General features: G+C 73.3%; 15 protein-coding genes. 8 read left to right on the top strand and 7 right to left on the bottom strand.

Translation table 11 applies throughout. The features are described from left to right. Positions 1-13: 13 nt before the first annotated feature. Both WMF27_RS11710 and WMF27_RS11705 read left to right on the top strand, forming a co-directional pair. Positions 14-1,060, top strand: a complete 1,047-nt coding sequence (locus tag WMF27_RS11710) for a nicotinamidase (protein ID WP_437768779.1) — start codon at positions 14-16, stop codon at positions 1,058-1,060. Between the two features lie 14 nt (positions 1,061-1,074). After that, positions 1,075-1,899 (top strand): hypothetical protein, encoded by an 825-nt coding sequence (locus WMF27_RS11705; RefSeq protein ID WP_437768780.1) that lies wholly within the window; start codon positions 1,075-1,077, stop codon positions 1,897-1,899. An 85-nt stretch (positions 1,900-1,984) separates the two neighbouring features. On the opposite strand, the gene WMF27_RS11700 is transcribed toward WMF27_RS11705, so the two are convergent. Beyond that, complete coding sequence (locus WMF27_RS11700; RefSeq protein ID WP_437768781.1) at positions 1,985-2,953, bottom strand: hypothetical protein; 969 nt, start codon at positions 2,951-2,953, stop codon at positions 1,985-1,987. 97 nt (positions 2,954-3,050) lie between these two features. Here WMF27_RS11700 and WMF27_RS11695 point away from each other — a divergent pair, with 97 nt between their 5' ends. Both WMF27_RS11695 and WMF27_RS11690 read left to right on the top strand, forming a co-directional pair. Continuing rightward, complete coding sequence (locus WMF27_RS11695; protein WP_437768782.1) at positions 3,051-3,596, top strand: NUDIX hydrolase; 546 nt, start codon at positions 3,051-3,053, stop codon at positions 3,594-3,596. Between the two features lie 86 nt (positions 3,597-3,682). Then, positions 3,683-4,615 carry a Uma2 family endonuclease gene (locus tag WMF27_RS11690; RefSeq protein WP_437768783.1) on the top strand — a complete coding sequence of 311 codons (933 nt, stop codon included), beginning with the start codon at positions 3,683-3,685 and terminating at the stop codon, positions 4,613-4,615. A 58-nt stretch (positions 4,616-4,673) separates the two neighbouring features. Here WMF27_RS11690 and arfB read toward each other — a convergent pair whose 3' ends face one another. Beyond that, positions 4,674-5,105 (bottom strand): alternative ribosome rescue aminoacyl-tRNA hydrolase ArfB, encoded by a 432-nt coding sequence (gene arfB / locus WMF27_RS11685; RefSeq protein WP_437768784.1) that lies wholly within the window; start codon positions 5,103-5,105, stop codon positions 4,674-4,676. A 135-nt stretch (positions 5,106-5,240) separates the two neighbouring features. Here arfB and WMF27_RS11680 point away from each other — a divergent pair, with 135 nt between their 5' ends. Then, positions 5,241-6,800, top strand: coding sequence for an SLC13 family permease (locus WMF27_RS11680; RefSeq protein WP_437768785.1), 1,560 nt, complete (start codon positions 5,241-5,243; stop codon positions 6,798-6,800). Here the strand turns inward: WMF27_RS11680 and WMF27_RS11675 are convergent. From WMF27_RS11675 to WMF27_RS11665, 3 genes are all read right to left on the bottom strand, one after another. Further along, positions 6,773-7,210: a hypothetical protein gene (locus tag WMF27_RS11675; RefSeq protein WP_437768786.1), complete on the bottom strand. Its 438-nt coding sequence runs from the start codon at positions 7,208-7,210 to the stop codon at positions 6,773-6,775. The genes WMF27_RS11680 and WMF27_RS11675 overlap by 28 nt on opposite strands. An 84-nt stretch (positions 7,211-7,294) precedes the next feature. After that, positions 7,295-8,089, bottom strand: coding sequence for an N-formylglutamate amidohydrolase (locus tag WMF27_RS11670; RefSeq protein WP_437768787.1), 795 nt, complete (start codon positions 8,087-8,089; stop codon positions 7,295-7,297). A 98-nt stretch (positions 8,090-8,187) separates the two neighbouring features. Further along, positions 8,188-8,724, bottom strand: coding sequence for an RNA polymerase sigma factor (locus WMF27_RS11665; protein ID WP_437768788.1), 537 nt, complete (start codon positions 8,722-8,724; stop codon positions 8,188-8,190). A gap of 100 nt (positions 8,725-8,824) precedes the next feature. Here WMF27_RS11665 and WMF27_RS11660 point away from each other — a divergent pair, with 100 nt between their 5' ends. Then, a complete protein-coding gene (locus WMF27_RS11660; protein ID WP_437768789.1) occupies positions 8,825-9,196 on the top strand; it encodes a thioredoxin family protein in 372 nt (123 codons plus the stop codon). An 89-nt stretch (positions 9,197-9,285) separates the two neighbouring features. On the opposite strand, the gene WMF27_RS11655 is transcribed toward WMF27_RS11660, so the two are convergent. Further along, on the bottom strand, positions 9,286-9,630 hold the full coding sequence (locus WMF27_RS11655) for a hypothetical protein (protein ID WP_437768790.1): 345 nt from the start codon (positions 9,628-9,630) through the stop codon (positions 9,286-9,288). A 337-nt stretch (positions 9,631-9,967) separates the two neighbouring features. Here WMF27_RS11655 and rarD point away from each other — a divergent pair, with 337 nt between their 5' ends. Both rarD and WMF27_RS11645 read left to right on the top strand, forming a co-directional pair. Further along, entirely contained in the window at positions 9,968-10,942 is a 975-nt protein-coding gene (gene rarD / locus WMF27_RS11650) for an EamA family transporter RarD (RefSeq protein WP_437768791.1), read from the top strand. Between the two features lie 380 nt (positions 10,943-11,322). Then, on the top strand, positions 11,323-12,387 hold the full coding sequence (locus tag WMF27_RS11645; RefSeq protein WP_437768792.1) for a lysylphosphatidylglycerol synthase domain-containing protein: 1,065 nt from the start codon (positions 11,323-11,325) through the stop codon (positions 12,385-12,387). Positions 12,388-12,436: 49 nt separating this feature from the next. On the opposite strand, the gene WMF27_RS11640 is transcribed toward WMF27_RS11645, so the two are convergent. Beyond that, positions 12,437-13,276, bottom strand: coding sequence for a Uma2 family endonuclease (locus WMF27_RS11640; protein WP_437768793.1), 840 nt, complete (start codon positions 13,274-13,276; stop codon positions 12,437-12,439). Between the last annotated feature and the right edge of the window lie 455 nt (positions 13,277-13,731).

The raw sequence follows: 13,731 nt of genomic DNA, 5'->3' as shown, positions 1-13,731 counted from the left end.
GAGGAGAGAGACCATGAAATCGACAGAGCTCCCCCTGCCCGCCTTCTATGACGCCAAGAACGCCGAGCGGTGGGGCTACCACCCCAATGAAGAGGCGCTGCACGGCGCCGCCGCCGCGTGGCGGAAGGCGCATGGCGTGAAGCCGTCGGCCGCGGACGCGCAGAACGTCCACCTCCTGCTCATCGACGTGCAGAAGGACTTCTGCTTCCCGCAGGGCTCGCTCTACGTCGCCGGCAGGAGCGGCACGGGCGCGGTCGACGACAGCCGCCGCATCGCCGAGTTCATCTACAGGAACCTCGCGTCGCTCACGAACGTCACGGTCACGATGGACACCCACTTCGCTTACCAGATCTTCTTCCCGGCCTTCTGGGTGGATCGCGAGGACCGCCCGCTGACCGCGCACCGCGAGATCACGACGGCGCAGATCGACGCGGGGGAGGTGCGGCCGAACCCCGCGGTGGCGAAGTGGCTCTGCGGCGGGAGCTACCCGTGGCTCATGAAGCAGGTCCGGTATTACTGCGAGGAGCTCGAGAAGGCCGGGAAATACAAGCTCTACCTGTGGCCGCCGCACTGCATCCTCGGGAGCGACGGCCACGCGCTCGCGGGCGTCGTGCACGAGGCGCGGATGTTCCACGCGTTCGCGCGCGGGGTGCAGTCGTGGGTCGAGGTCAAGGGCGGCAACCCGCTCACCGAGAACTACTCGGTGATGCAGCCCGAGGTGCTGACGCGGCACGACGGCCAGCCGCTCGCGCAGCGGAGCACGGGCTTCCTGAGGACGCTGCTCCACGCCGACGCGGTGATCATCGCCGGCCAGGCCGCGAGCCACTGCGTCCGCAGCTCGATCGAGGACATCTTGACGGAGATCGCGCTCACCGACCGCGCGCTCGCCAAGAAGATCTACGTGATGACCGACTGCATGTCGCCGGTCACCGTGCCCGACGGCAAGGGGGGCTTCGCCGTCGATTTCACCGCCGAGGCGGACAAGGCGCTCGCCCGCTTCGCCGCCGCCGGGATGAACCTCGTGAAGAGCACCGACCCGATTCCGTGCCTGGGCGCATGACCGTGGAGGATCCGATGAGCAAGAACAAGGAGAACAACAGCGGAACCAGCCGCGATGGCTCGCTCGACATCGAGCAGCTCTTCGAGGCGGCGCGGGACGACGGCGCGCTCTCGCCCGAGGCGATGCAGGCGCTGCACATCACCGACCTGGGCGCGCAGATCCAGGCCGGCTTCGGCGTGCAGGTGGACGACGTCGCGTCGTCGGAGGTCGTGCTGGTCACGGTGATGCCCGACGACTCGGGATCCATCAAATTCGCCGGCAACGCCCCGTCGGTGAGGGACGGGCACAACCTGGTGGTGGGCGCCCTCTCCGACTCCAGGCAGCGCGACTCGATCCTGGCGCACAACCGTTACCTGAACGGGGCGGTGCTGTATCCGTACTGCCCGATCGCCCAGGCCGTGAAGATGGACACGAAGAACTACGATCCCATGCTCGGCACGCCCCTCTACGATCAGACGGTGGTCTTGCTCGGAACGGTGATCGCGAAGGCGCAGGAGTTCGCGCTGAGCGGCGTCCCGGCGCGCACCGTCACGCTGATCATCTCGGACGGCGCCGACGCGGGCTCGACGTGGGCCAAGGCCAGGGACGTGTGCGCCCTCGTCCGCGACATGCGGCGGGCCGAGGCCCACCTCGTGGCGGCGATCGGCATCGACGACGGGAACACCGATTTCCGCGCCGTCTTCCGCGACATGGGGATCGAGGACCGCTGGATCCTGACGCCGAAGAGCGACGCGGCGGACATCCGCAAGGCGTTCGCGCTGTTCTCCCAGTCGGCGGTGCGCGCCAGCCAGGGCGGCGCGTCGTTCTCGAAGACGGTCGCGGGCGGCTTCGGCGGGTGAAGCGCGCGCCCCCGGCTCGCCGCGCGCCCCCCTGCGCGGCGGCGAGCCCTCTTCACCTCTCGGCTGCTTCGGCGGAGCACCCGGATCAGGCCGCGGCCTCCCAGGGGACGACGCCGTAGCGGCGGCGCAGCTCGTCGAGATCCACCGCCATGTCGGACCAGAAGTCCCAGTCGTCCATCAGGTCGATGCTCATCTTCGTCCCGCGAACGAACGATCGCACGAGCTCGTCGGCGAGCCCGGGCGTGGCGAGCATCCCCTGCTGCGACGGCGCCAGCACGGTGAGCTGAATGCCCTGCTGGAGCTGCACCAGCAGGAACACGAGGATGCCGAACGGGTCCTCGCGGCGATACCCCGCCTGAAAGGCGATCGTCATCGCCTCTCCGCGCAGATCCGTGCCGTAACCGGCGAGGATGTGGCTCAGGTCGTGCGTGAGCACGCCCTCGGGCACGCCGCGCTTCTCGCCGGGGAAGGAGAAGCCGTTCTCTCGATAGAAGGTGAAGAGCGCCTTGCCGAGGGTGCCCTCTCTGTAGGCCTCGAGCGAGCGGTAGCGCGCGGCGACCGGCTCGTTCTCCAGGACGCCAGCGAAGCTCGCGACGTTCCTGGCGAGCCCATAAAGGCCGCCCTCATCGAGCATGCGCCGCACGTTCTTGCCGAGCAGCGCGCTCCGGCTGATGTCGATGCGCAGGAGGAGCAGCCGCCGCTCGTGGAGGTGGTGGAGCTGGCGGACAGCGTTCGGCCGCGCCCCGAGCGCCGCGGCGAAGCGCTCGACCTCGAGCAGCTCGCGCTCGTCGACGCGCTCGCCGCACAGGGTCATCGCGCAAAGACCGTTGATGAGCTGCTCGCGCAGCGCGGGATCCTCGACGGCGCGCGCGAGCTCCTCGGGCGCTATCGGGGCGAGCGCGTCGACGTCGAGGTCGGTGTGAAGGAGGTGCCGTTGCACCGCGGTTATCGCGTCGCGCCGCGACCCGTCGAGGGGGCCGGCCGAGGTAAGGACGACCTTGATCGCACGCAGACCCGCGTGCGCCTGTTCTTGGCTCGGGATGAGGTAGGTCATGAGAGAGAGAGTGATACCGAGCGCGCGTCCCGTCCTTGACCGGCGGCGCCAATGTCTTGACCGGACGCGCCGCCTGGGCGAACGATGTGGGTTGGTCATGACGGTCGTACGGTGGAAGGCATTGGAGCGGCGCGTGGTCCAGCACTCGCCGTGGCGGAGGATCGAGGACGTCACCTTCGAGCTCCCGGACGGGCAGGTCCGCACGTTCTCGCTCAAGAAAGAGGGCCGAGTCGTCGCCGTCCTCGCCATCTCCCGCGAGAAGAAGGTGATCCTGGCGCGCCAGTACAGGCCGGGGCCCGATCGGATCCTCGACGAGCTCCCAGGCGGCGGCGTCGAGCCTGGCGAGGCCCCGGAGGCGGCGGCGGCGCGCGAGCTCCTCGAGGAGACGGGGTATGTCGCCGGGCGGCTCGTGCCGCTCGGCCGCCCGCTGGAGTGCGCTTACTCGACCATCGAGCGACACGCGTTCCTGGCCGTGGACTGCGTGCGCGACAGGGCGCAAGCGCTGGATGAGACGGAGTTCATCGACGTGGTAGAGAAGCCGATCGAGGACTTCGTGGAGCAGCTCAGGGAGGGCGCCTGCACCGACCCGGAGGTCGGGTGGATGGGGCTTTACGAGCTGGGCTGTCTGAGAGCGAGCGCCTGAGCCTCGCCACGCGGCAGCGCGGCGGAAGCGCGCGGACGCCGGCGCCGCGATGCCCGCCGGTCGCTGGCTGCGCTATGGTGGAGCTCATGCGCAGGCACGATCACGTCCTCCTCGCCCCCGGCGCCGGCGCCTCCGGTCGCACGGTCCACGCGCCTCCGGCCGGCAGGGCGCGCCCGCACGTGGACGACCGGCTGGCGCCGCCCGAGACGCGGGTGGAGTACCTCCACGGCGTCGAGGTCTACGCCGCCCCGGCCGATCCGCCGCACGCGACGCAGCATTTCGATCTGACCTACGTCCTCGGCGCCCACGTCGCCGAGGGCTACCGGGGCGCCGTGGACATGCTGACCCGGACCGACCTCGGCAGCGATTATGCGGCCGACGCCAGCGTCTTCGCGCAGAAGCCCGACCGCGCGGGCCGGCGGCGGCTGGAGGAGCTGGCGTTCGAGGTCAGCGACAAGCAGGCCCTCGCCGTTCCGACCACCAAGGCGCGCCTGCTGATCGCCCGCGGCGTGCGGCGGGTGTTCTGCATCCTGGTGAAGCAGCGCCGGGTGATGGAGTGGTCGCGCGAGACCGACGGCTGGCGCCCGCTGCCCAAGGATGCGGTCATCGAGGATCCCTGCCTCGTGCGCCCGCTGCCGATCCAGGCGCTCCTCGAGGCCGCGTCCTCGGACGACGCCGTGGCGCGCGCGCTGCTCGACAAGCGCGTACCCGCGCTCGAGGCAGCGCTCGCGGAGGGCGAGGCGCGCGGCGAAGCGCGCGGCGAGGCGCGCGGCGAAGCGCGCGGCGAGGCGCGCGGCGAAGCGCGCGGCGAAGCGCGCGGTGAAGCGCGCGGCGAGATCAAGATGGCGCAGGAGGCCATCCTCACGGTGCTGGAGTCGCGCGGGGTCGCCACGCCGGCCGAGGTGGCCCGCGCGATCGCCGGCTGCGAGGATCTGAGCAAGCTACGGCGATGGATCAAGCGCGCGGCGACCGCGACGACCGCCGCCGAGGTCGTCGCCGGCTCCCGGCGCAAGCGCTGAGCGAGGACCGCCGCGGCGCGGGCGCGCTGGACGCTCTCCCCCGCGCCCGCGCGCCCCGTTACTCGTGCTCGCCCCCGCCGCGGCGCACGTGCTTCTTCTCGCCCGTGCGCCGCTTCTCGTCGAGCCGCCGCGCCTTCGACGCGCGCGTCGGCCGCGTCGGCCTTCGCTGCACCGGCACCTCGAGCGCGCGCAGGATGAGCGCGCGCAGCTTCTCGCGCGCGTCGTCCAGGTTGCGCAGCTGGTCGCGCGTCAGCTGGCTCACGATGAACAGCCGCCCCTCGGCGTCGAGCCGGCCGCGCGCCAGCGCGCGCAGCCTCGCCTTGGCGTCGTCGGCGAGCTCCGGCCACGCGCCGAAGTCGAAGCGCAGCTCCACCTTGGAGGCGACCTTGTTGACGTTCTGACCGCCGGGCCCCGACGCGCGCACGGCGCTCCAGCTGAGGAGCGCGGCCGGGGCGGTCAGCGCATCGTTGACGACGAGGGGATCGGACACGGCGGCTCTCCTGCCCTGCGGGCGGCGCGAGCGCCGTGCGGAGCGGCTGACGCCTAGCACGCGCGCGCCGCGCCCGCCGCGCTGCGCGCAGGGCGCGCTCTGCCGGGGAGGAGGCGCGTGTGCGATAGAGTCGCCATGCAGTGCCCCCCCGATCCCGCCGCCGCGCCGCCGGGCGCCCCTCACCGAGGCCGCCCGCCGCCTGCGCGGCTCCGCCTGCTTCGCTGCCTCGGCATCGCCTCCGGCCCAGCCGCCGCCCTCGCGATCGCGCTCGTCCCGAGCGGGCTCCACGCCGTCCCTGGGTACGGCCACCGCCCTGCGTACGCGGCCGCGGTCGCGGCGTGGATGGCGCTGTGGTGGCTCTTCGAGGTGCTCCCCGTCGCGCTCACCGCCTGCTTGCCGCTCGTGCTCTTCCCGCTGCTCGGCGTCTTCGGCCGCGGGCTCGCGGGCGACGCGGCCCGCGCCGCCGCGCCGTTCGTCGACGCCTACATCTTCCTCTTCCTCGGCGGCATGGCGATCGGGGCCGCCATGGAGCAGTGGAGCCTTCACCGCCGGGTGGCGCTCCACATCATGCGGGCCGTCGGCACGGACCCGAGGCGCCTCCTGCTCGGCATGCTGGTCGCGACGAGCTCCATCTCGCTCTGGATCTCCAACACCGCGACCGCCGTGATGATGGTCCCTATCGGGCTCGCCCTGCTCGCGCAGCTGGAGTCGGCCGCCGGGGGGCGCAGGCTCACGCACTACGGGGCGGCCATCATGCTGGCGGTGGCCTACGCCTCCAACGTCGGCGGGATCGGCACGAAGATCGGCACCGGGACGAACTCCATCTTCTGCGGCTTCCTCGCCGACAAGCTCGGCCACGATCTCGGCTTTCTGCGGTACATGGCGATCGCCCTGCCGTTCGTGGTCCTCTTCGTCCCGCTGCTCTGGCTCGCCCTGTGGCGCGTCGGCAAGCGGGACGGGCTCGGCCCCGGCCGTGCGCGCGACGCGCTCGACCGCGAGCTCGCGGCCATGGGCCCGATGAGCCGCGGTGAGAAGACCGTCGCCGCCATCTTCGCGGCGGCCAGCGCGCTCTGGATCCTCGGCGATCCGCTGCGCGCCGCGCTCGCGCCCCCCCTCCAGGCCGCGCTCAGCGGCCTGGGCGCCGCGCTCGGCTCGGGCGCCGCGGCCGGCTTCAAGGTGCAGGGCAAGCACTACGAGGCGACCGTGGCCGTCCTTGCGGCGCTCGGCCTGCTCGCCCTGCGCGCCCTCTCGCTCGCCTCCCTGCGCAGGATGCCCTGGGGCACGCTCGCCTTGCTCGGCGGCAGCTTCGCGATGGCGGCCGGCATCGAGGGCGGCGGGCTCTCGGCGTGGATGGCCGCGAAGCTCGCGGTCGTCGCCGAGGCGCCGCTGCTCGCGCAGCTCGGGCTCGCCAGCGCCGGCACGATCGCCCTGTCGGCGCTGGCCTCCAACACCGCCACCGTGAACGTGGCGCTCAACGTGCTCCCGCAGGACCTCGGCGTGCTGTTCGCGGCCACGATCGCCGCGTCCTGCGACTTCATGCTGCCGACGGGCACGCCGCCCAACGCCATCGTGTTCGGCAGCGGGTACGTGCGGCTCCCGGTGATGATCCGGACAGGCTCCCTGCTCAACGTGGCTGCCGCCGCGCTCATCACGGTCTACGTGTACGGCTACGCGCGGCACCTCATCGGCGGCTGAGCGCAGGGGCGCAGCGGCCTCCCGCGCGCCGTCGCCAGCCTGGGCGCCCGCGCCTCGCCGCCGGGTCCGGCGCCCGCGCGCGGCTCAGGAGACCTCGCGCCGCGCCGACCCCCACCCGCGCCGCACGAGCGCCGGCGCAGCGGGCCGACCAGCGCGCCCCATGTCGCGGCTTTGGGCTCGGCTCCGGCGCCCATCAGCTGGAACGCCGCGCAGGGCTGGCCACGGAAATGGGCCAGATAGAGCCGAAGGATGCGGAAGAAGGCCGCCCAGCCGTGCATGTGGCCCTCGAACTGGTTGTCCCAGTCGTCGGTGCTCGCGAACCAGCTGTGCACCACGCGCACGACGCACGTCCCCCCGGACCGCGCCTCCACGATCCACTCCGTGGCGACCTTGGGGCCGCCGGGTCCCACGTCCTCCGGGGCCTCGGCGGAGAACCGGCGAGGCGGCTCCCAGGCCGGTGAGCGACGATCACCAGGCCCCGAGCCCCGTCTACGTCACCGACCGGCGGCGTCCGGGGAGAGGGCGTTCAGGTCGACGCCACCCGCCTCGATGGCCCGGTAGCTCGCCGCGAGGCGCTGGGCCCAGGCCTCCACGCCCTCGTCGCTCAGCAGGCCGTCCTGGCGGATCTCGAGGAGCACGCAGGGCAGGCCGCGGGCCTCGCCGTGCGTGGGGATCCCGTAGTCGCCGCCCTCGGTCACGCGGTAGGGCTCGTTGTCGCCGACGCAGAGCCCGGGCTCGCGCCGCAGCGCTTCGAGGAACGGCGCGGCGAGCCTGCGGTCGCGCCCGTAGAGGACGGCCGCGTGCCACGGCCGGTCCTCGCCGGGCATCGCGGGCGTGAAGCTGTGGACGCTGAGGATCGCGGTGCGCTTCCGGCGGTCCCGCCGCGCGTCGAGGAGCGCGGTGATCGCGCGGTGGTAGGGCCAGAAGCACGCGTCGGCCCGCGCGCGGGCCTCCGCGGCGTCGATGGCGTTGCCGGGGATGGGCACGCCGCAGCTGATCTCGGGGATCGACGTCGGCGACCCCAGCGGCCGGTTGCAGTCGATGACGAGCCGCGAGTAGCCGGAGAGCACGAGCGGCGCGTCGAGGAGCGCGGACAGGCGGCGCGAGAGGCGCGCCGCGCCGATGTCCCAGCCGGTGTGCTCGCGGAGCGCCTCGTGCTGCCTGCCCAGCTCGGCGAGGCTCCTCGGAACCGCGTTGGACGCGTGGTCGCAGAGCAGGACCGCGCTGGAGGGCCCCTCGGGGTTCACCACCTCGAACGCGGGCGGCTCATCGGACGCGAGGATGCGCAAGGCTGGCGAAGGAGGGCGCATGACGTCTGGCCCAAGACATAGCAGACACCGGCGCGCGCGCGCCGCGCGCTCTCGCGAGGGCCCGCGGCAGCGCGCGCTCAGTGCGGCGACGTCATGCACGCGCGCAGCGCGACCTTGGCCCGGTGCAGGAGCACCGCGACGTGGCCGGCCGAGATGCCCAGCGCGCGCGCCACGTCCTCTCCGGGTTGCTCCTCGAGCATGCGCAGCGTCACGACGGCCTTCTGGATCTCGCAGAGCTCCTCGACGCACGCGCGCAGGCGGACGTGCTCCTCGGCCCGCGCGATCGCCTCGTCGGTCGCCGGGGCGTCCCCCGCGGCCTCCGGGTGCGCGTCCACGTCGTCGTGCGGCCGGGCGTGGAAGTGGCGGCGGCGCCGGTTGCGCGCGGCGTTCCGCACCGTCCCGGCGAGCACGCCGCCCCATGCGCCGACGTCCTCCGGGAGCGCGCCCCGCTGCGCGAGCGTGAGCAGCGTGCAGAGGCCCTCCTGCACGCAGTCGACCGCATCTTCGGGTGTCACCCCCTCCGCGCGCGCCAGCCCCGCGAGCGCCGCACGTTCGGAGCGCACAAGGTGCGACACGTGGTTGAGGAGGTCGTCCGCGTCCTTGATGGCGCCCATGGTCCAGGAGGTCAGGTGTCGAGCCGCGCCCACATTACAACGGGCGACCGCTGTAATGGATGCCGCCCTCGAGACCTGCCAGGGCATGGAGGTTCACGCCATGTCCACGAATCCTGTCCGCGAGATCGATGAGGCGAGCTTCGACGCCGAGGTGCTGGAGGCCAAGGTGCCCGTCCTCGTCGAGCTCACCGCGCAGTGGTGCCCGCCGTGCCGCGCGCTCGCGCCCATCCTGCACAAGCTGGCGGAGGAAGGCGCAGGGCGCCTGAAGGTGGTGGCGGTCGACGGCGACCGGTGCCCGGCGATCGCCCGCCGCCTCGGCATCCGCGCGTTTCCGACCGTCGTCGCGTTCGTCGGGGGCAAGGAGGTGGCTCGTCACGTGGGGCTGACCACGAAGGACAAGCTCCTCCGGCTGATCGAAGGGGGCGGGCTCCCCGGCGGTGCGGGGAGGGACCGAGCGCCCTCGCCGCCGTGAGGGCGGCACCATCGCGCGCCTCCGGCGGCGGGCGGCTGAGATCGGCGCGCGGAGGGGCTCCTCGCGCCGATCTCGGGCCCGCCCGTGGCCTATCGTCGTGGCCTATCGTGACGCCGGTGCGTATCGCGCTGCCCCTCGGCGGGGAAGCTGACCTTGCGCGTCGTCGCCTCGGACGCGGAGACCTCGAACGGCCCCACCGGCAGCGGGTCGCTGACCGACTTGCCGTCCTCATCGACGAGCGAGATCGTCCCGACATACTTATCGGCGGCGACCTGCACGCTCGCGTCGAATCGATCGCAGGGGACCACCTGCCGCGTGATCTCGTTGTTCTTCGTGTTGATGAGGACCAGCTCGACCGCTTGCGCGCCGTGCGCCTTGCACTGAGCGGCGTCGGTCTTGTCCCCGATGGACCACTGGACGGTGGCGAACCCCATCTCTTCAGGGTGTGCGCCTCCAGGCCGCGTCTCGCCGGTCGTTTCTCCCGTGCACGCGACCATCATCGCTGCACATAGCCCTGCTGAAGCGTAGACACTTCGCATACCTACCTCGCTGTGCTCGCTGCGGACTCCAGCGCCGCGCCCCGCATCCAGCAACGCGGATGCCACGCGGCCTCGCGGCGAGCCTGCGAGCCCGGCGCTCTCGGGCAGGGCTTGAAATGGCCGAGCTGGTTCGCCATGTTCGCCGTCCGATCGAACGCGAGCGGCGCCTCGCAGCAGCGGCGCCAGGCGACGGGCGGCGTCGGGCGACGCCCGCCGAGGAGGCACGACCCCGATGCGCACGCCCGAAGATGCTCGCGACAGCCGCCAGGAGGCCGCGTGGGGCGTCGCCTACGGGATCGCGGCCTACAGCTCCTGGGGCGTCGTCCCCGTCTTCTGGAAGCAGCTCCGCCACGTCGGCGCCGTCGAGCTCCTGGCCCATCGCACCGTCTGGAGCCTGCTCTCGTTCGTGGCGCTCACGCTGGCCGCAGGGCAGCGCCGCGCGCTCGTCACGGCCCTGCGCGACCGGCGCGTCGTCGCGGCCATGGCGGCGACCGGCGCGCTCGTGTCGGCGAACTGGGTCCTGTTCATCCACGCCGTCGCGGTGGGGCGCGTGCTCGACGCCAGCCTCGGCTACTTCATCAACCCGCTGCTCAGCGTGCTCCTCGGCATGCTCTTCCTGCGCGAGCGGCTGCGGCCCGCCCAGTGGCTCGCGCTCGGCCTCGCCGCCTCGGGCGTCGTGCACCAGGCGGTGCGCGCCGGCTCGATCCCCTGGATCGCCCTGGGCCTGGCGAGCACGTTCGGGGTGTACGGCCTGCTGCGGAAGGTCGCCGCCGTCGGCTCGCTCCCCGGCTCCACCCTGGAGACGTCGTTCATCGCCCCGCTCGGCGCGGCCTACCTGGCCGCCCTCCACGCCGAGGGCGCCGGCGCCGCGGGCCGCGCCGATCTGCGGACCCACCTCCTGCTCGCCGCGACGGGCATCGTCACGGCCCTGCCGCTCGTCTGGTTCACGAACGCGGCGCGCCGCCTGTCGCTGACCACCGTCGGCTTCCTCCAGTACCTCGCGCCGAGCGGCCAGTTCCTGCTGGCCGTGCTGGTCTATGGCGAGCCGTTCACGACGGCCCAGGCCGTGAGCTTCGCCTTCATCTGGACCGGGCTCGCGGTGTTCAGCGCCGACGCCGTGCTGCGCGCGCGCCGCGCACGAAGGGACGAGCGCCGCCCGGGGCGCGGCCGCTGCCGCCGGTGTTCCGCGAGCGCTACGGCGCGCTGACCCCCGGCGACCGCGGGGGCATCGTCGTGCCAGGCACGCGGCTCCACGCCCCGCTCGATCCGGCGTGACCGGCCGCGCCCGCGAGCACCGGGGCGCTCACCGCTGCTCGTCCGGAGGTCCCGACGTGAGCTCCTGCCCGCCGAGGAGCTCGACACCTCACCGCCGCATGCGCGCGCTGCATGCCCATGGCGCGCGCTCCGCAAGGCACCTCACCGCCGCGAGCGCTGCATGCCCATGGCGCGTGCGCTCTGCGAGGCAGCTCACCGCCGCGTGCGCGCGCTGCATGCCGATGCCGCGCGCTCCGCAAGGCAGCTCACCGCCGCGTGCGCACGCCGCACCCACACGACCCCGGCATGCTCCTCGCAGCGCACGACTTTCCCATGGCTCCCTTACCTCCGGCCCGAGCGGCAGAGGAATGCGCCGGCAGCGATCCCAGTCCCGCGCCCGGCGGCGGGGCGCGCGTCCCTGCCGCTCCGCCCGCCGCCCCGGACGCGACCGCCGCCCGCCGCGCGCGGCGAAAGGCGCTGCTCCACGCGGCGCTCGGCGGCCTCGGCCTGGCCGCCCTGGCCGCGCTCATCCGCCACGTCGGCGCGGCCGAGATGCTCGCCGCGGTGACCCGCGCCGCGCCGTTCGTGCCTCTCCTGATCGCGCTGGAGGCGGCGCGCGTCGGCTGCGAGACGCTCGCGACCGGCGTGCTCTGCGCGCCGCGCCGCGTCCCGGCCGCGGAGCTCCTTCGCATCCACGTCGTCACCTATCCGGTCATCACGCTGATGCCGGCCGGCCGCCCCGCGGGCGAGGCGGTCAAGGCCGCGCTGCTCTCCCCCCACGTCGGCGCCCCGCGCGCGGCCGCGATCGCCACGACGAACCAGTCGCTCGCGCTCCTGTCCTCGGCCCCGCTGTCGCTCCTCGCGGCCATCGCCCTCTTCCACATCGGCGGCGCCTCCCCGCTCGCCCTCGGCGTGCTCGCGCACGCCGCCCTCCTGGTCGCGAGCGGCCTCGGCGTCGCCTTCGCCGCGCGGCAGCGCGCCGCCTCGGCGTGGATCACCCGGCGGTTCGCCCGCGCCGGCCAGCTCGCCACCGCCTTCCAGGAGGCCATCCGCGAGCGCCCGCCCGTCCCGGCCTGGCCGTTCGCCGCTTGCCTCGCGGGCCGCGCGCTCCAGGCGGTGCAGTACGGCGTGCTGCTCGCCGTCGTCGGCGCCGAGAGCGGCCTCCTCCGCGCGCTCGCCGCGTACGGCGTGGGCGCCGCCGGCACGGCCGCCGGCGACCTCATCCCGGGCCAGATCGGCGCCACCGACGGGGCCTTCACGCTCGCCGCCCCGCTGCTCGGCCTCACCGCGAGCTCCGCCGTCGCGATCTCGCTGCTCGTCCACCTCCTCCAGGCGACCTTCGCGCTCGCGGGGATCGCCGCCGCGCTCGTGTGGCGCCGCAGCCCTCCGGCGCCCTGAGCCGAGCTCGGCCGGGGCCAGGGGCGTCGCTCGCGCCTCCGGCGTGCGCTCAGCCGCGCTCGCGCCTGATGCGCTCCAGCTCCGCCAGGGCCTCGGCCAGCCGCCGCTCGGCCTCGTCGGCGCGCTGCCGCTCCGCATCGAGGCGGCGCCGCTCTTCGTCGAGGCGGCGCCGCTCTTCGTCGAGGCTCATCTCGGTCTCCTCGATGCGCGCCTCGAGGTCGCCCACCATCGAGCCGAGCCGGGCGAGCAGCTCGTGCGTCTCCGGCAGCGGCGCCAGCCCGTGGAAGAAGCGCAGCCGGTCTCCCTCCAGGCTCAGGTCGAGGTCGAGCACCGTGCTCGCGAGCCGGCCCTCCTGCGGGACGATCGGCTGGTACCGCGCGCTGCCCTCGGCGAGCCGGAAGCCGCGCAGCCGCCTTCGCCTGCGATCGAAGACGAAGTACTCGGAGATGCCCAGCGACGCGTAGCGGGTGACGTTGTCCTCGAGGTCCTTCTTGCTCTTCCCGCGCCAGAGGATCTCCAGCGCGAAGTCGATCCCCTTGCCCTCGGCGCTCACCGACCAGTGGGGGCGCTCCTTCACCTCGACGTCGAGCACCGCGATGACGTCGGGCGCGAACATCCGCTCGGCCGGGTAGTACACCGGCAGCTCGCACGCGAGGTACACGCGCCGGCCGATGCGCTGGAAGTACCCGCCCAGCGCGTCCCTGGCCGCCACCTTCGGGTTGAAGTGGAAGTCGCCCTCGGGAGGGCACGCCTCGGAGACCTCGAACTCCGACGGGAGCGTGTCGAGGACGCGCTGCCGCTCCTCCGGCGTCATGTGGTCCCAGAGCTCCTGCGGGGGGGCCCGCGGATCGTCGGGGTCGATCACCCAGGACGTCGGCGCGCGCTGCATGATCCGAGCTTAGCGGGCCCACGCGGACACAACCAGCCAGGAGCCTGACGGCCCCGCCTCATGTCACGAAGCCCGGCAGATCGATCGGCGTTCCGGTCGCGGCGCTCCTGGTCCTGCAAACCCACGTGCGCTTCGAGCCGGAGCCGAGCGGGACCTGGAAGGTGCCGGTCGAAAAGGAGCCGACCAGGGGGTCCGGAGGGGGTCCGGCACCCCCGCCCGCGCTCTGCATTGCGCCACGGGAGGGGTCCGGCACCCCCGCCCGCGCTCTGCATTGCGGTTCGGAGGGGTCCAGACCCCCCTTGTGGCACAACGGAGAGCGCTTTTGCGGGGTAGATGGCACAGAATTTCGGTAACAACAGCAGAATCTGGCACAATCTTGCCCCGAAAGACGCTCTGCCGAGCGTTCTCGAGGGGTCCGGACCCCGGTGTGTCGCAATGCATTCCGGTTGTGCCGG

Source organism: Sorangium sp. So ce281, from assembly GCF_051527395.1.
GTDB lineage: Bacteria > Myxococcota_A > Polyangia > Polyangiales > Polyangiaceae > Sorangium > Sorangium cellulosum_B.
Note: the sequence above shows the minus strand (reverse complement) of the source record. Positions and strands in the feature narration are given on the sequence as shown.